Origin of the sequence: Mesonia mobilis DSM 19841 (genome assembly GCF_000423405.1) — a bacterium.
Taxonomy (GTDB): domain Bacteria; phylum Bacteroidota; class Bacteroidia; order Flavobacteriales; family Flavobacteriaceae; genus Mesonia; species Mesonia mobilis.
Genome location: NZ_AUHX01000001.1, coordinates 320,962 through 338,830, shown reverse-complemented (window position 1 = coordinate 338,830; position 17,869 = coordinate 320,962). Strand labels below are relative to the sequence as shown.

The following is a 17,869-nucleotide window of genomic DNA, read 5'->3' as shown; positions in this document are numbered from 1 at the left end:
CCACAAAACAAGCATGTGTTCTTTTTAGAGGAAGTAATCAACGAGTTGTATAGGATTTTAGAAAGCGATCATCAACAGGATTACTTAACAAGCAATTTTCAAGATTAGAATTTAAAATGAATAGTTGATCATGAATAAAATTACAATTGAACCTTCGGTTAGTTTTAAAAAACAAGCCGCTAAAGCCAAACGAGCAATTGTATTATTTGTCTTGTTTTACCTGATTATTTTAGTAATAAGTATGGGGCTAACCGCCGGTTGTATTTATGCCGGAATGATGCTCATCGTTGCTTTTCCGAAATTTATTACCATCGTATTAGGTGTTGGGCTCGCAAGTTTTGGGGTACTTATTTTTATATTTCTGGTGAAGTTTATGTTTAAAAGCACTCAGGAAGACACCTCCTATTTATATGAAGTTACCCGAAAAGATCAACCTGAACTTTTTTCGATCATCGATGAGTTGGTTCAACGTATCGATACCAATTTTCCGAAGAAAGTTTACCTCACTCCTGAAGTGAATGCGGCGGTTTTTTACCATACCGGTTTCTGGACGATGTTTTTCCCGATAAAGAAAAACCTTAAAATAGGATTAGGTTTAGTGAATGCCAGTACTAAAGAAGAACTTACTGCAGTGTTAGCGCACGAATTCGGACATTTTTCTCAAAATACGCTTAAAGTTGGCAGTTATATTTACAATGTGAATAAGGCTATTTATAATATGCTTTATGAAAATGATGCTTACCACGACTTACTTCAAAAATTTAGCAGTCTCACCGCCTATTTTTCCATTTTTGCCGTATTGGCCGCAAGAGTAATTGACGGGATTCGGTACCTACTTCAAAAAATGTATGAGTTTGTAAATAAAGAATATTTAGGTTTATCACGTGAAATGGAGTTTCATGCCGATGAAATTGCTGCAAATATCACCGGTGCTGCTTCCCTACAAACATCTTTACTACGATTAGAGCTGGCCGATGCTTCTTTTAATTCGGTGATCAACTTTTATGAAAACCGAATTGCCGATCTGCAACAGAGTGAAAATGTATATGAAGAACAGGCTTTTGTACTTCAATTTTTAGCGAACGAAGAAGACTTAAGCATGACAGATCATTTACCGCAAGTGCAATTAAAAGATTTAAATCGCTACGATCAATCGAAATTGGTTATTGAAAATCAATGGGCTTCCCATCCTTCTACCGAAGATCGTGTAAACCGCTTAGCTGCCTTAACTTTACCGAACACGAGTTCAACGGAGAATAAACCGGGCATGAGTATTTTTAAAGAAGCTGAAAAAATTCAGCAAGAACTCACCCGAATGATTTTTAAACAAGTGAAGTATGACGGTAAGGTAGAGCCTCTACCCTACACGAAATTTAAAACTTTATATACAGAAGAATATGCTAAAAATTCTTTTCCGAAGTTTTACAATGGCTATTACGATTTTAAAGATATCGAGGCATTTGAATTATCGACCGCGAGCACAGAAGAAAAGGTATTGGTAGAAGAATTATTTTCTGCTAAACAGGTTCAAAAAACACAGGTATTGGCAGCCTTAGAAAACGACATCGAGCAACTACGCTTAATAGGTGATCGCAGTCTAAAAGTTAAAACTTTTGATTATGACGGTCAAAAATACCAGCGTAAAGATAGCTTTAGGATCAAAAAACAACTTGAAGATCAAAAAGCGCGCTTAGCGGAAGAGTTACAAACCAACGATCGCAATATTTTTGCGCACTTTTTAGCGCAAGAACACCCGACACAACCTGCACTCCAACTTTATTACGAGCGTTATTTTAATTATCAGAAAGCGTTTACCGAACGTTACCAGTTCTTAACTCGCTTGCAAAATTCGTTAGATTTTTTACAAGAAACCTTACCTGTGGATGAAATTCAAGCGCGTTTTCAGACAGTTCATGCCAACGAAGTGACGTTAAAAAACTACTTGAGAGCCATGATGGAGGAAACAACTTTTGAAGAAGTGAGCACCACTGAAATGAAAAAAGACCTCGAAAGCTACCTTTCTCGAGAATGGCGATATTTTGGTGCGGAAGCATTTAATGAGCGAAGTCTTCAATTTCTTTTTACGGTCATGAATCATTTTGCTTACCTGATGAGCAGAACAAAATTTGTTTTAAAAAAACAATTGCTAGTTTACCAGTTAAGCTTGATCCAGGTCGAGCAGGTTGAAGTGAAAGAATAATGTAAACTTTAATATTTTTTTCAGAATAAGTTTGTCTTAGGGAGTTTACTTTTGAGAAAAAAGCAATGCGATTATATACCATATGTAAAGGTTGTAGCCAAGATGTTGGGGTATATTCTTCGGCTAAAAGCAGAGAAGAATTACAAGCTAACTTAGAAAATTTAGACATACGCTGTAAGCATTGTGGCAATAAAGCGCAACCTCACGTGAAAGATATTCATGCCGAGTTGAAGCTTTTCTACATCCTCATCGCATTTTTAATCGGAATCATTTTCTCGGTACTCTTTTGGGGAATCTTCGGAATGGTAGGAACATTTTTTATCTTAATCCCTTGTATATACTGGATATATGAATTCCGATTAACACATAAATTCAACATTTCTTCTGATTAATCGTTGTTTAAAGTTCTTCTAAAACCTGCTAAAAATCGATAAAATGCATAAAAATTAAGATAAAATGCATTAAATATTTCCTTAGTAACTTTTTATTACTTATCTTTATTTTCAATTAGAAGCAATAGTTATTTAAAAGTTTTACTGATGCGTACCCATACTCCTAAAAAAAATCTACTTGCCAATTACTTACAACTTCTTCCGGGAGTATTAATTGTGATGCTATTCGCTTTTTTACTTTACGCAAAGTTATTTTAAGTGGTCTAACGCCTCTTATTATAAAATAATACTTTAAATCTTTATTCCTTTCATTTATTTATTCATATTTGTGTTTTAAAGCATATACTGATGAATAAATTTTTTCTTTTCTTTACCCTTCTTTTCTGTAGTTTATCTCTACTACAAGCTCAAGATCAACTTCGTTATGGTCTTAAAGCCGGTGCCAATTTAAGTGGTTACCATACCAAGAATTCTGCATAAACCGATTTGTTTGGTTACCAGTTTGGAGGTGTCATTAACTATCAGTCTAATTCGTTATTAGCTTTACAAGCGGAGCTTAATTTCACCAAAAAAGGTGGAGGTTTTCATACCTATGAATATACCAATTTTAGTGCTGAATTTATTGGCGGCTATACGGAAACTCAATTAACTTATATTGAAATTCCGTTGACTGCCCAACTTATTTTTCTAAAAAAGTTTCGACTGGAGGCAGGACCACAAATCAGCTTCCTAATTAACGATCAAACGACTTATAGAGATGAAGAAGTAGATGTTGAATTAAATGTCTTAGACTTCGGACTTACCGGAGGATTAACCTATTCTTTTGGCGAACATTTCTTTCTTCAGGCTCGATATACGTACGGGTTAAGTGAAGTTTATAGTGAGCGTGATCGTTATAAAAATTCTGTAGTTTCATTAGCTCTTGGTTATTTATTTTAATGGATTTTAAAACTTTATGCTCGATATTATATATGTGATCCTTACGCTTATCCCCTTTCTGCCTTTAGCAGTTTATCTCATCAATGCGAAAAAAGAAAAGAACTTAAAACGGGGTATTCGCCAGATTGCAGCTTTTTTAGTAGTAGGTAGTTTAAATATCGTTTTGCTATCTTTTTTCAAAATGCTGTATGTTTATTTGGTTCCTCTTCTATTCATTTTTTATATTGGGATCATCAGTTCAAAATCAACTTAATATGTTATTTATTGGTCTTTATCAGTTTTTAATTATTTTATTTGTCTTATTGATTTTTATTGGTATTCCTGTAGGAATAATTGTTTATTTTAGAAATAAAAGCAATAAATAATATTATTTTAAGTTTTTAAGTACGAAGTCTATAATCAAAATTGGTTATAACATTCCAACTACCTAAAACTTGAAAAAATGAAAAAATCTGTATTCCTATTCGCAATTGGCTTAAGCTGTTTTAATTTAACACTACAGGCGCAGGAACAAAAAACTACATCGAAACCGACAATACTTCTGGAAGAATTGGATGAAAATGGAGATCAAAAGCTTTCCAAAGAAGAACTGAAAGCAAATGCGCGTTTAAGCCGTCATTTTGAAGAAATTGATACCAATGAAGACCACTACCTTTCTGAGGATGAACTTAGAGCTGCTAGGCAAAAACGAAAAGAGTTGCACACCAATCGTAAAAAGCTTACCCAAATACGTGACGAAAAAAGAAAGCAATTACAGGCTGAACGTGAAGAAGTAACCGAAACACGCAAACAACAAAGAGAACAAGTACGTCAACAACGAAAAGAACTGGCAGCCACCCGCATCGAAAAAAGAAAACAAATGCGTGCTGAACAACGTAAACGTATTAAAGCTCGTGCTCAAAAACGCCAAGCAAAACTTTTAGAAATCGATACCAATAACGATCATTTAATTAGCAAAGAAGAAGCTGAAAAATAAAATAAAAAAGGTTTTATAAAGAACTTCGATAAGATCGACACCAATCAAGACGGTTACCTTTCTCCGAAAGAATTAAAAGCATTAAGAGCTAAAGTGAAAGCAGAACGCAAGAAACAAAAAGCTTAATATAAAGCTTATAGTATAAAAAAAGCGAGTTGAATAACTCGCTTTTTTAGTGGGGTATAATCACTAATTACTAAGAATTAGTTTTCTTTTCATAATCTAAATATCCCTTTTTACCGGGAACGTAAAAAGTATCTTCATCCCAATCACTTAATTCAACGCCTTGCGCAAAACGTTCTACTAAATCGGGATTCGATATATAAGGCTTTCCGTAAGCCACCAAGTCGGCATCACCATTTTCAATCACTCGATTTCCTTTTTCTTGGTCAAAATTGGTATTGATAATTAAATTGCCCTGATACCTTGGTCGGTAATGTTTCGCAATTTCTGTTACTGCATAGGGAATATCTGAAACATCGGTAAATGGTTCTGATAAATGTAGGTAAGCTAAATCATAATCATTCAACTTACTCACGATATAATCGAAAGTTGGAATGGTTTCTTCATCCATCGTCATTCCAAAAACTCCGTCTAACGAAGGATTTAAACGCAGACCTATTTTTTGTTCAGGCATCACTTGTTTGACTTCATCTAAAACTTCAAATAAAATCTTAGCTCTATTTTGAATGCTTCCGCCATATTCATCGCTTCGTTGGTTAGAAGTTCCGTTAAAAAACTGATGAAATAAATAACCGTTAGAAGAATGGATCTCTACGCCATCAAAACCGGCATCCATCGCATTTTTAGCAGCCTGTTTAAAATCTTGCACCGTGCGTTTGATATCTTCGATAGTCATCTCTTTAGGAGTGACCGTATCTTTAAAACCTTCATAAGTGTACGATTGTGCATTGGGGTTGATTGGCGAAGGCGCTAAAGGTTTCTTACCCTCGTGAAAATCGGGATGTGACATTCTACCCACGTGCCAAAGCTGAATAAATATTCTTCCGTTGGCTTCGTGTACCATCTCGGTCACTTTTTTCCAACCTTCTACTTGTTCGGGAGTATGAATTCCAGGAGTGTTTACATAACCCACAGCTTCTTTTGAAACCTGAGATCCTTCAGAAATAATTAAACCGGCAGAAGCCCGTTGTTGATAATATTCTCCTTGTAGTTCTGCGGTAGGTACATTGCCTTCGTTATCTGCTCTACTTCTGGTCATCGGAGCCATCACCACTCGGTTAGGAAGTTCTAAACCATTGAGGTTAAACGATTGTAATAAAGCTTGATTTTTCTCTTGACTCATAGTTGTTGTTTTTCCACAAAAATAAGTCAGAAATCATTCAATTTTCATGATATAGGTTAGGCAATGGCGTTAAAGTTTGTTAAACCAATTCTTTGCGAATGCGACTAAGACTTTCTGGTTTTAAGCCTAGATAATTAGCAATTTGGTAGTTCGCTAAACGCTTTTCGATATCGGGATAGGTTTCACAAAATTCTATATAGCGTTCTTTAGCCGATTTTTGCAAACTCGAAAGTATTCTACTGCGCAAGGCCACAAAGGCTTTGGTAGTTTTTACTCTAAAAAAACGTTCAAATTGAGGAATACGATCGTATAAGGTTTCTAAAACTTGCTTATCGATGCCTAACAAAACACTGTCTTCTAAAGCTTCAATATAAAGTTTGGCAGGGACTTCATTAAAAAATGATTCAAAATCACTGATCCACCAGTCTTCTACAGCAAACTGTAAAATGTGCTTGTTCCCTAATTCGTCTAAATAATAGGCAACCAAACAGCCTTTTACGACAAAGTATTCTTCGGTAACGACATCACCGGGACGAATAAGAAAAGACTTTTTAGCAATTTTTATTTCTTTTAAAATACTTAAAAATTCGTCTTGCTCTTTTTCAGATAAATCAATGATCGCTAAAACGTGTTCCAATATTTTATTACGCATTAGTCAATTTTTAATAGGTAAGCATTTGTAGTTAACCAATTTACTAAGGCTTCCGGCCATTGGGTGTGTGAACCTTCTCGACCCAAACCAAAACCGTGACCTCCATCTTGATAAAGATGCATTTCTGAAGGTACGTCAAATTCTTTCAGTTGTAAGTAATATTCGATGCTATTTTCAACAGGAACAGCAGTATCATTTGTGGCGTGTACTAAAAAGCTAGGCGGAGTTTGTGCATCGATCTGTGTAGCGTTTGAATATTGCTGAATGAGTTCTTCGGAAGCATCTTTTCCTAATAAAGCATTTTTAGAACCTTGGTGAGTTACGCCTGCTTGCATAGAAACTACCGGATAAATCAATATTGAAAAATCGGGTCTTGCAGAATACTTGCTTTTAACTTGGTAAACTTCCCGATCGTAATGCGTCGATAAGGTAGAAGCTAAATGTCCGCCGGCAGAAAAACCCAAAACTCCTACTCGATCAAGTTTGATGTTGAGTTCACTTGCTTTCGCTCGTACCAAACGCATCGCTTTTTGTGCATCTTGTAAGGGGCCGATCGCTGTTTGTTGCATCGTTTCCGGGCTCGGCATTCTGTATTTCAATACAAACGCGTGAATGCCTAAGGTATTCAGCCACTCTGCTACCTTATAACCTTCTTTTTCCAAGGCTAAATGCGTATAGCCACCACCGGGGCAAATAACAATTGCAGTGTTCGATATGTTTTCGGTCGCTAAAAATGCGGCAAGAGTTGGTTGAGAGACATGACTTACACTGCGCATTCTTCCGTTTTCTATTTCGGCTTTTTCTTTATAATTGATCGCTTTTTTTGAAAGAGGAATTTCCCCTTCCCAAACCTTAAATGTTACATCTTGAGCGAATAAAGTTATCGTAAAACATAAGCTGCATGCGCTTACCAATAGTTTTCGAATAATCATACTTCCAAATTTATAGCAAAATAACATTTCTTTTTGAAAGCATTGCCCGCCACAAGTTTTAAAATGAAATTAAAGTGGTGTTAAATGGCGTTAATTCGCTAGAACGCTTCATCTTTTCTCGTTAACTTGAAAATAAAAATATGAAAACGAAAGAAGATCAATACAACTCAGAGATTACCGAACAAGAGAAAGAAATGCTGAATCAAGAAAACCTTCATAACGATGGTGGCGATGATGAAAACTTAGTAGAGCGCGAAAGGGATATCGATTTTACGGGAAATGACCTTGATGTGCCCGGCAGTGATCAAGCAAAGAAAAATCAAGGCCCAAGCGGACTTAAAGATGAAGAAAACGATCTTTACAGCCAAGGCGGAAATAATAATGACTTAGAAGAAGATCATAGTACAAAATAAATTTTTGTGAATTGTGTGTGTAAAAAAGTGTTGCTGCTGCAGCACTTTTTTTGTTTAGAAAAAACAAGTACACAGATAATTATATTCAATTTTGTATTTTCGGCATTTCATTAGTTAATCCCCAATGGCTAAAATTAAAGTAATGCTCATTACCGAAGGCACTTACCCCTACAATGGCGGTGGAGTTTCTACATGGGCACATATTTTATGCGATCGGGTGAATAACGTCGATTTTACGCTATATTCCATCAATGCTTTTTTTGAAGAGAAACCAAAGTATGAACTTAGCGAAAACGTAGAAAAAGTAATTCAGGTACCACTATGGACGCCAGATGAGCCTTACGACTATGTAAGTTATGGCGAAGAATATTATAAAACGGTAGGTAAAAAAGAATGGACGACCGACGAATGTGTAAAAGAGAAATTTTTACCCTTATTTGAACGTTTACTTACTTTTGTCTATGAGGAAGATCAAGATATGAAACTCTTAGATCTTCTTTTTCGGGAACTTTGGCTTTATTTTGAAGATTACGATTATAAAGAAACCATGCGTAATCAGCACGTTTGGAAAACTTATGTCGATATCGTAGCAAGTCATATTGTAAAGAAAAATAATCCTTCGGCAGCGTTGATGGATATAACGGTAGGAATGCGCTGGATCTATCGGTTTTTAATTCCGCTGGCCATTGTCGATCTTCCCAAAGTAGATATTTCTCATTTAACCTTAAGCGGTTTTCCATTAATCCCGGCACTTATCGCCAATTACAAATACGGTACGCCCATTATGCTTACCGAGCACGGTGTTTTTATAAGGGAACGTTTATTAGCGATTAATAATTCTGAATATCCTTTCTTTCTTAAAAATATGCTGATCAAGTTTTCTGAAACGATCGCCCGCTTGGTCTATTACAAATCGGAAGCGATCATCTCTGTAAATATATTCAATAAAAAATGGGAAGTGCTTTACGGCGCTAATCCCGATAAAATCAAGGTGATCTATAATGGGATCGATCATACCTTATTTAAACCTCGAGAAAAACCTGCGCCTTTAAAAGACGTTCCTACGGTGGTTGCCGCAGCAAGAATTTTTGAACTGAAAGATATTTTAACCATGATCAAAGCTTGTGGTGTGGTCGCAAAAAAAATACCGCAAGTTCAATTTTTGGTCTATGGCGACGATCAGGCTGTACCCGACTACACCAAAGAGTGTACCGATTTAATTGAAGATTTAAAACTGAAAAACAACTTTCGGTTAATGGGACCAAAAAGTGATCCTCATCTTATTTTTCCAGAAGGAGATCTTTCTATTTTAACCTCTATTTCTGAAGGTTTCCCATACACCGTCATAGAATCGATGAGCTGTGGAATTCCTGTGGTGGCTACCGATGTAGGTGGTGTGAAGGAAGCTTTAGATGAAGGTTCTGGTTTTGTTTGTAAACCTAAAAATCACGAAGAAATTGGGCAGCGAGTTATTCAGCTTTTACAGAATGAAGAATTACGATTTCAAATGGGAGAACACGCCAGAAAACGCGTGGTAGAAAACTTCACCCTAAAGAATTTTATAGAACAATACGAAGAAGTATATCAACAAGTAAACGCCACTAAAACCGGCGATAGGTAATCGATGAGTGCAAAAAAAGAATTACTTCAACAGCTCATCTCTTCGATTAAAGAGCGAAATGGTAAACCGGTTAATCCGCGAGTGGTTTCAGCAACGATCGAGTCTTTAGGTATTCGAGATGTAGATGTTGTTGACGATTATGGTTTTGAGTCGATCCCTCACTTGGCAATTTACGTTTACGAACAACTTACCCAAGAAGCTGAATTAAAAAATAAATATCAAAAAGCAGCAGAAGCAAAAAACCTCAAAAAAATATCACTTAATGCCTATACATCTGTTCGCCGAAAAATGTTGATCAAAGAATATAGTACGGGTATTTTTCATCTCTTTCCGGTGTTTTTGCAAGTCATCTCGATCATCATTTTTGGAATTTCTCTTTGGACGTATGTGGGCTTTAATAATTTGCAATCAACGGCAGTGGTTTTAGGAGTGATCATTGGCTTGGTAACGACCGGTGGTTTTGTACAAGTAATTGGTAAACAAGTTTCTTTTTATTGGTACAACGAAGATTATTTAATGACCAAAAGAACGACGCAAAAAATATTGTGGACGGGCGTAAAAACTTTGATCATCACGTTTTTTATTATCTCGGGACTTAACTTTTTTATACACCTTTACCCCTATCAATTTGTACTGATTGTTTTTATTTATTCATTACTCATTGGGGTGTTATTATTGGTCTTATCTCCGCTTTATACCGTAAAGCAACGTTGGGTGATTTCGGTATCGATCGTAGCAGGAACCGGAACGACTTTAGCACTTTACTTTTTTACTAGAATCTCTATCTATTTTGTGCATTGGATGGGGATTTTGGTAGCCATTGGTATTGCTATTTTCTATTTAAATTACTTTTTTAAACGAACGGTAAAAGTTAAAAAGGGACTCTACCATGCAACGCCAAAAATGATGCTTTCGGTGTATCGTAGTTTCAACTATTTTTTCTACGGAATATTAATTTACACCTTCATCTTTACCGATAGAATTTTAGCTTGGTCTTCTACCCTAAATCGAAACTTACCCTATGTGGTCTATTATGAAAAAGATTATGAAATCGGGATGGATTTAGCGATTCTTGTTTTTTTCTTACTTGCCGGTGTTTTAGAATATAGCATTACTTCTTTTAGTAGAAATATGGATTATTGGCAACGAAAATTAAAGTATAATAAAATTGAAGTTTTTAATAGCAATATGAAAAAACTCTACTTTAAACACCTTCGTATTTTTGCGATTAGCGCCGTGATCATTGCCCTATTTTTATACGGAGTAATTACCAAACCTTGGGGTTACGAAGCAGGATTTGACGAAACGCTTTCACCTCTAAGTATCAAAGTATGTTTAATCGGTAGTTTTGGGTATTTATTTTTAACCTTAGGCATGTTAAATGTACTTTATTTGTACACCCTTAATCAACATAAAAAGCCTTTAAAAGCAATTTTAATTGCATTCTTATTAAATTTAGCCTTCGGAATTAGTTTAAGTCGAATGGTCGCCTACGAAGATAGCGTGATTGGTATGCTAATTGGTTCATTGTTTTTTATGGGCTACACGACCGTAGCTACTTTAAAATTTTTAAAAAACTTAGATTATTATTTTTATGCAGCGTATTAACCTTATGATGATGGTACTTAGCTTATTGTGCGGCTTCGGAGTGAAAGCTCAGGATCAAAAAAAGGATGTGCTTTTTTGTTATGGTGATTTTTACCCGGAACAAATTAAGGATTATTCGATCGTCGTTTTAGAAGGCATTCATTTTTCGAAAAAAGATATTGAAGTTTTAAAACAGCAAAATAAAACTGTTTTGGGCTATATTAGTTTAGGTGAAGTAAACAAAGACGCCGCCTATTACGATAGTTTAAAAGATTTTACCCTGGGGAAAAATGAAATCTGGGATAGCTACATTCTCGATTTAGAAAATGAACCCACTTATGATCAACTTCTCGATTTATTTGAGGAAGCCATGATTACCAAAGGTTTAGACGGACTTTTTCTTGATAATGTTGACAATTACGGTCCCTACGGTCCTACTCCAGAAAAGAAACCTGCACTTCTTAAATTTTTAGCTGAAGTAAACACCACTTATCCTGAAATGTTTTTACTGCAAAATGCCGGTGTTTTTATTGCAGAAGACACTCATCAATATGTCGATGCGGTAGCGATTGAATCGGTAGCCACCAATTATAATTTTAATACCAACAACTATAGACTTCGAAATAAAAAAGAGTTTGAAGAGCAAGTCAATCATTTAAAAGAGATTGAGAAAAATTATAATTTACCCATTATTTTAATTGAATATGCCGATACGCAACGCCTTCGAAATAAAGTCTTAGACCGTATCAAACCCTTTTCTTGGCCTTATTTTATAGGACAAATAGAATTACAAAAAATTCCGAAATTTAAATAGAAAAAAGCCTTACCCCACTACTCATGTTCGCTAATCTAGATCTTTTTTTAGGACCTTTACGTTTTGCCATCTTTTTGGTATTCGTTTACCTATTAAACAGATTGGTGACCTTAAAGCTTTCTAATCAGGTAGGCTTAGATTATTTTATTCCGCGCTATACGATGCTTATTAGCGTATTGGTGATCGCAAGTTTCTTTTTAACTCAGATCAACGCATACGATCTAATGACAATTTTGGTCTTACTGGTGTTTTTCATCGTTCTTTCCTTTATCAACTTAAAACGAGATAAATCGTTTCGACTTCAGTTTAAAAAAATTAGAAGCCGACTTATTATCTATACGATTAGAAATTTTGAGAATCGTAAGAAGATTATTAATAAAGAAAACTTCCGAAAAAATAAAGATCGACAAAAAACTGATCAAGAGTTTATTTCCAGAAATGAAAGGCTTTGGCAAATTGGTATTGGTTTCGGGTTGGCGGTTGTGGCTTTCGCATCACGCTATTTCTTTTTTGAATACGACACCTTCTCCCTATCTGACCCTTGGTACAACAGCTTAGAGAATATTAAAGACATTAGCAGCCAAAACTGGTTTTTTCATAAAGGTACGATGATGGGCGATTATGCGATTATGAACTTTTATGGCGCGCTCACCGATATTAGTGATCTTATTATTATTGAATCGTTTGGACTCTTAGAAAGTTCGCTTTTAACCGTAGTGATCTTTTGGGTACTTTTTAAAATTACCCATACCAAATTTATTCCGGGCTTAGTTGCCGCCTTGTCTTTTTTATTTTTATATGCCTTTTTACCACTTAATTTAAATTTATTAGTTCAGCATAAGCCTAGCTTTTTAGCGCTAACTATGGTGTTGCCTACGGTGATCTTTATTTTGAATCCTACAATTTTACGAAAGAAAAAAAGCAGTTATTTTATTTGGATCAGCATAATTTTTACGGCTTGCTTTTTTATTGATTTGTTTGTCACCATTATTGTCTTATTGCCGTTACTGTTTCTTTCGGTGGTCTTTTCTTTTAAATGCAACAAACATTACCTGTTAAGAACCTTTGCTGCCTTCGAGCTTTCGTTGCTGTTTATTTTAGTAACACATTACCTAGCCAGTTTGGTGAAAGAAGTAAGTTTATTCGATTTTTATGCCTCTAACTTATTTTCATTAAATATCTATTCTTACAGTCCGCAGCTAATAACTTCGCTTGATCAACTTATTTTTTACTATCAAATCTTAGCCGGAATTACCTTACTATTTGCTTTGATATTATTTATAAAAGATCGAAAAAAATGGCTGCAAATTATGGTGTTTTTAATCTATATCAATATGCTGTTGGTATTGAATAGTTTTGAAGATTCATTTTTAGATGTCGATTTACTCAACCAGTTGTATGCGGTTTTTATTCCGATTTTGTTCGGCATCAGTTTTTTTGTCTTGTTTAGGTTTATTTCGTTGGTGATCCCAACTTTTAAAATGAAGTTAGCTTATAAAATAACAATTACCGTGAGTGTGGTGATCGTCATTATTTTCTATTTAAGTAAAAATCCGCTTTCAAAAGTACCTTTTCATCAAGATAAAATTAAAGAGCAGATTATACAGGCTTACGATCAATTAGACAGCAAGTTATTACCTTATTCATATGCGGTAAGCAATACTTATCAAAACGTGGCGATTAGTAGAAATAGTCATTATTTTATTGATTACAGCTATTTTAATTCAGACTATTTGGTGCAAGATTCGTTATACCATGATCATCGCTCAAACACCTTATTCTTACAAGAACATCCCGAACTTATTTTACCTAAAAGCACTTTTGTGTTTGTGTATGAAGAGAGTTCAAATTCAAAATATTTTACAGAACCTCAGGTACAACAGCAAACCTTAAAAACCCTTGAAGTATTAAAACAACGCGGAAGAAAAATTTCACTCTTCTTTAATCAACCGGAAGTAAAAGTTTACGAGATTGAAAATGAACCTCACGCCAGTAAAATTAACGATCTTATTTTTTAAATGAAGCAACACTACTCGAACATCCTTATTCTTTTAAGCGTTTTGCTTTGCCTGATGAGCTGGTCTTGCCGAGAAGAAGATCAACAATCGGTTTTCAAAGCTAGTGATCCTACCGCGCGTGTTCAATTTGATGCATTAAGTGATCAACCCTTGGTAGAATATATTTTAAATCCTAAAAATGAAGAAAGTGAAAACTGTCATCTTCATATTCGAAAGACGCTCGATTATGCTAAAATACCTTTCGGAGTTATTTCATTGAAGGGTTTTAACGGAAAAGCTACACTATCCAAAACCACAAAAGTAGTAGTGATTTATGATGTTGGGGTGCTTAACGATACGGCTTACCAAAAAATCTTAAAATTTGTTTCAGCGGGAGGTACCATTTTTTTACCGGGTTATGCCAATGATAAAAAATTTGGCTTTTTAGCCGGTGTAAAGTCCGATGCGCCTTATAGTGTCGATCAAACTGCTACCGGTTATCGTTTTCAAATCAATATGTTACCGGGAGTAAAAGATAAGACCTTTCAGAATAAAATTCCGCATTACGGACTCAAACGTGAAAACTTCAACGAAGATGTTGAAGTTTGGGCAACCGCTTACAACCAACCGGATTATCCTACAATTATTCATCATCATTTAGGCGAAGGTCAAATCATTGCTTTTAATTCATCTCAATTTGCAGAAAAACAAGATCGCGGCTTATTTTTCGCAGCTATTTTAAAAGGCTTACCCAATATTCCTTATTCGATCGCGAATGTTTCCAGTATATTTTTAGACGATTTTCCGGCGCCACTCTACGATGTATATGCCGAAACGGTAAAAACAGAAATGAATTTATCGCAAGCCCAATTTTATAAGAATGTGTGGTGGCCAGATATGATTCAACTTGCTAAAGAAGAGAATGTTGTTTACTCTACCTATCCTTGTTTTGATTACCGTAACATTACACAACCTCCTTTTTTATATAAAGAATGGGAACATCGATCTTCAACTTTAGAAGAACACGCCGGCGACGCTCCCGATCATCTCATGAGCTTGGCCTTGGCAGAAAATCAAGAGATTGGATTACATGGTTACAACCACGTTTCACTAGTAGCTTCAGATTGGCCCAACGAAGATTTTATGATCTTATCGCTCAATTCTGCTGAAAAAAAGTGGATCTCTTCCGGCTACGGCAAACTGCCCAGAACTTACGTACCGCCATCAAATAACATTGATAGTCTCGGTTTTTCGGCATTAGAAAAAGCGCTTCCCAGCATTCGTTACAACTGTAGTTTATACATTGGCGATTTTGAAGATGGTGGCGGCCGAGAATTTGACCCGGAACCTTACAACAATCATTTTTTTAATTTTCCTCGAATAAGTTCTGGTTACGATATCGAACCCGAAGAAGAATTTCATCAGCATTCCCTCTATTTATACACCGGTATCTGGTCGCATTTTATTCATCCCGACGATGTTTACCAAGTGCCCAGCGATAAAAATACCAGTCACGGAAATTATGCCTATCGAAATTCTAAACGTTTAGGTTGGCGAACTTCACAAAATGGCGAGTTAGGTTTTCTTCCTATTTTTAAAAATCACCTACAGAAAACCAAGAAAATTTATCCGTTTATTCGTTATGAAAAAGTAGTCGATGCCGGAAAACATACCGAAAAATGGAGAAAAAGTAAGGTGAATTATAAATTGAGTGCCGATAGTATTCAACTCAAAACCACTTTTGAAGTAAATGAAAATTATTGGTTTGTTTACCTGCCACAAGCTCAAGTAAAACCTATAGAAACTTACCTAAAAGAAAAAAAGATAAGTTTTTCTAAACGAAGCTTTTTAAAAGGAAGCTTGCTAAATATCAAAACCCAATCAAAACAATTACAACTTCCTAATCTTATAGAACCTGCCAAAGAAATTGTATTTGCTGAAATTTTAGCTTCCTACGAAGATTACCTCGATAATTACGAAGAATTAAGTGATGAACGTTCAGACCTTCCGGTAGCGCTTCGAATAGAGACCTTGCGGTTACAGCATCAAATCTCAGGTTTAAGTCAGGACGATTGGTTAACGCTTTACAAATATTTAGGTTGGGAAAATCGAGCTTTAGAAATTTGGCCCATGTTAGAAAGTTCATTTCAGCAACAAGCTTCTCGCGCTTTGGTAAATTTATCACTCCAATTTATTAAAGACAGTGATTATCCTGACGATGAAACCCGCCAGCGTTGGATGCTTCGCCAAGCGAAATATGTAGAAGAACAACCCGATTTAAAACTCAAATATTTACTTCAATTTAATACTGAAAAAAATCTGGATGAATTGAATATTTCTACGGAAGAAATTGCCACGATTATTCAGGCTGAAGAAAATGCACAAACGCAAGAAGAATATATGTACGGGTTAATTGAAAAAGATCCTGAATTAGCCCTCGAAGTCTTAACTAACATTGATGCTTGTGCTAATTTTAGCGATGCTTTAAGCGAATCGGTGGCTTGGTTCTATAAAACCCATAAGCATTTAGAAGAAGCAATTTCGTGGAGCCGATGCACCACAAAAATTAATCAAGAAGAAGTGACTGAATGGCGTTTAGAAAATGGAGAATATTTGTTTTTAAAGCAACATAACTTCTCGCGCTACATCGAGTATTTACTTCAAAAAAATGCAAAATTTGCTTTAAAAGAAGTTATTAATTCAACGCCTTGCGAAGATAAACAGCTGAAAAGCCAAGCAACCGATTTGGCCTATGCGTTTGGCGATCAAGGGAGTTTTAGAAAAGCTTTGCAATGGTCTGCTTGCGTGAAAGATTTTCCAGAGAAAGATCGTTTGCAGTGGTTGTACGAGTTAGGAGATCTTCAAAAATTAGAAGCTGAATATTTCAATTATATCGAAACACATCCTGAAGATGAAGTCATAAAAGCCACGATGGCACAATTGTATCTGTATGCAAATCAATTTGATAAAGGCTGGAAATTGGCTTCCACTTTAAAAGATGCTCCAGAAAAAGATCAATTACAAGATGAATTCAATAAAGAAGTCCTCAATATTCCAGAGAAAAATCAATTTGCTTTACTCGAAGTAGAACCCGATTTCTTTCTACCTGAAGTTCGTAAAAAGATCGAAAAGAAAAAGCGAATTCAGCAACACGATTTTATCGAAACCAATTCAGAATTAATTAGCGATCTTTTAATGCCAACATCGCTCACCAATATCGTGGCTTATGGCGTAAGAGATAAAAAACAAAATACACATACATTTGGGCTTACGCAATACAATGCTTATGCGTTAGATGTCGATACTTCGGCAGTAAATAAAGATCATTATTTATACGGAATTCGATATGCGTTTAAAACCAAAGAACGCTACGAAAAACTAAATTACGGAGCCAAAGCTCGAGTGGAATTTGACCAAGATCAAAAACTTTTCTATCATTTAACGGCAGAAGCTTCAATTTCTAAAGATAGTTTATTTAGTTCTTTACAACTATTTTATCGTCCTGCCATCACAGGACCGGCGTACAGTTTAGGGATTTATCAAACTCAGTTGAATGTTTATGAAGAGTGGAAAATCAATTCACATTGGAATGCCATTGGAAACCTAGAAGCCAATCACTACGACGATAAAAACGTGATCGATGCGATGATTTTAGCGAACCTTTCTTACAACATTCCGGTCACAAAATTTAGCAGTTTTAATCCTTACGCAGAAGGTTCTGGTTTGGTAGGAAATACAGATCTGGAGCAAGGTTATCCTTACTGGTCGGCCAAAGAACGTTTGTATGGTGGTTTGGGAGTTTCGTACAATATTAAAAATGAAACCAAGCAAATTGATATCGGTATTGGCGCGGCGATGTTTTTAGATACTTTTTCCGATAGTTTTCAGCGTTATCGCGGTAGCGTAAGTATGCCGGTTTTTGACTATCTATTTGTCAATGCCAATGCTGAATTTTTTACGATAGAAAATTTCTATTCCAACAGTTTTCAACTCGGTTTAAAATATTACTTAAACTACGATTAAGTTTTCGTGCTCCTTTC

15 protein-coding genes are annotated in these 17,869 nt (G+C 35.5%); 12 read left to right on the top strand and 3 right to left on the bottom strand.

The window, feature by feature from the left end; genetic code table 11:
• Positions 1 to 130: 130 nt before the first annotated feature.
• The 6 genes from G551_RS0101485 (at position 131) to G551_RS16915 (ending at position 4,633) form a co-directional block, all read left to right on the top strand.
• On the top strand, positions 131 to 2,200 hold the full coding sequence (locus G551_RS0101485) for a M48 family metalloprotease (protein ID WP_027883902.1): 2,070 nt from the start codon (positions 131 to 133) through the stop codon (positions 2,198 to 2,200).
• Between the two features lie 65 nt (positions 2,201 to 2,265).
• Positions 2,266 to 2,592: a hypothetical protein gene (locus G551_RS0101480; protein WP_027883901.1), complete on the top strand. Its 327-nt coding sequence runs from the start codon at positions 2,266 to 2,268 to the stop codon at positions 2,590 to 2,592.
• Positions 2,593 to 2,940: 348 nt separating this feature from the next.
• Complete coding sequence (locus G551_RS16865) at positions 2,941 to 3,072, top strand: hypothetical protein (protein WP_262492843.1); 132 nt, start codon at positions 2,941 to 2,943, stop codon at positions 3,070 to 3,072.
• 6 nt (positions 3,073 to 3,078) lie between these two features.
• Complete coding sequence (locus G551_RS0101470; protein WP_027883900.1) at positions 3,079 to 3,531, top strand: porin family protein; 453 nt, start codon at positions 3,079 to 3,081, stop codon at positions 3,529 to 3,531.
• A 442-nt stretch (positions 3,532 to 3,973) separates the two neighbouring features.
• Positions 3,974 to 4,507 carry an EF-hand domain-containing protein gene (locus tag G551_RS16085; protein ID WP_051191166.1) on the top strand — a complete coding sequence of 178 codons (534 nt, stop codon included), beginning with the start codon at positions 3,974 to 3,976 and terminating at the stop codon, positions 4,505 to 4,507.
• 15 nt (positions 4,508 to 4,522) lie between these two features.
• Complete coding sequence (locus G551_RS16915; RefSeq protein ID WP_084626363.1) at positions 4,523 to 4,633, top strand: EF-hand domain-containing protein; 111 nt, start codon at positions 4,523 to 4,525, stop codon at positions 4,631 to 4,633.
• Positions 4,634 to 4,703: 70 nt separating this feature from the next.
• Here the strand turns inward: G551_RS16915 and G551_RS0101455 are convergent, their stop codons facing one another.
• The 3 genes from G551_RS0101455 to G551_RS15195 form a co-directional block, all read right to left on the bottom strand.
• On the bottom strand, positions 4,704 to 5,813 hold the full coding sequence (locus tag G551_RS0101455) for an alkene reductase (RefSeq protein ID WP_027883899.1): 1,110 nt from the start codon (positions 5,811 to 5,813) through the stop codon (positions 4,704 to 4,706).
• A 79-nt stretch (positions 5,814 to 5,892) separates the two neighbouring features.
• A complete protein-coding gene (locus tag G551_RS0101450; RefSeq protein ID WP_027883898.1) occupies positions 5,893 to 6,465 on the bottom strand; it encodes a Crp/Fnr family transcriptional regulator in 573 nt (190 codons plus the stop codon).
• Complete coding sequence (locus G551_RS15195) at positions 6,465 to 7,397, bottom strand: alpha/beta hydrolase (RefSeq protein WP_169558801.1); 933 nt, start codon at positions 7,395 to 7,397, stop codon at positions 6,465 to 6,467. The genes G551_RS0101450 and G551_RS15195 overlap by 1 nt, the downstream gene beginning before the upstream one ends.
• Before the next feature lie 140 nt (positions 7,398 to 7,537).
• Here G551_RS15195 and G551_RS0101440 point away from each other — a divergent pair, with 140 nt between their 5' ends.
• The 6 genes from G551_RS0101440 to G551_RS0101415 all read left to right on the top strand — a co-directional run bounded on the left by G551_RS0101440 (position 7,538) and on the right by G551_RS0101415 (position 17,852).
• Positions 7,538 to 7,810, top strand: a complete 273-nt coding sequence (locus tag G551_RS0101440) for a hypothetical protein (protein ID WP_027883897.1) — start codon at positions 7,538 to 7,540, stop codon at positions 7,808 to 7,810.
• Between the two features lie 124 nt (positions 7,811 to 7,934).
• On the top strand, positions 7,935 to 9,431 hold the full coding sequence (pelF, locus tag G551_RS0101435; RefSeq protein ID WP_027883896.1) for a GT4 family glycosyltransferase PelF: 1,497 nt from the start codon (positions 7,935 to 7,937) through the stop codon (positions 9,429 to 9,431).
• A gap of 3 nt (positions 9,432 to 9,434) precedes the next feature.
• A complete protein-coding gene (gene pelG / locus G551_RS0101430; RefSeq protein ID WP_027883895.1) occupies positions 9,435 to 11,039 on the top strand; it encodes an exopolysaccharide Pel transporter PelG in 1,605 nt (534 codons plus the stop codon).
• A complete protein-coding gene (locus G551_RS0101425) occupies positions 11,026 to 11,832 on the top strand; it encodes an endo alpha-1,4 polygalactosaminidase (RefSeq protein WP_027883894.1) in 807 nt (268 codons plus the stop codon). The genes pelG and G551_RS0101425 overlap by 14 nt, the downstream gene beginning before the upstream one ends.
• Before the next feature lie 23 nt (positions 11,833 to 11,855).
• Complete coding sequence (locus G551_RS0101420) at positions 11,856 to 13,850, top strand: hypothetical protein (RefSeq protein WP_027883893.1); 1,995 nt, start codon at positions 11,856 to 11,858, stop codon at positions 13,848 to 13,850.
• Positions 13,851 to 17,852 carry a DUF2194 domain-containing protein gene (locus tag G551_RS0101415; RefSeq protein ID WP_084626353.1) on the top strand — a complete coding sequence of 1,334 codons (4,002 nt, stop codon included), beginning with the start codon at positions 13,851 to 13,853 and terminating at the stop codon, positions 17,850 to 17,852. It begins immediately after the preceding gene.
• The last annotated feature ends 17 nt before the right edge of the window (positions 17,853 to 17,869 follow it).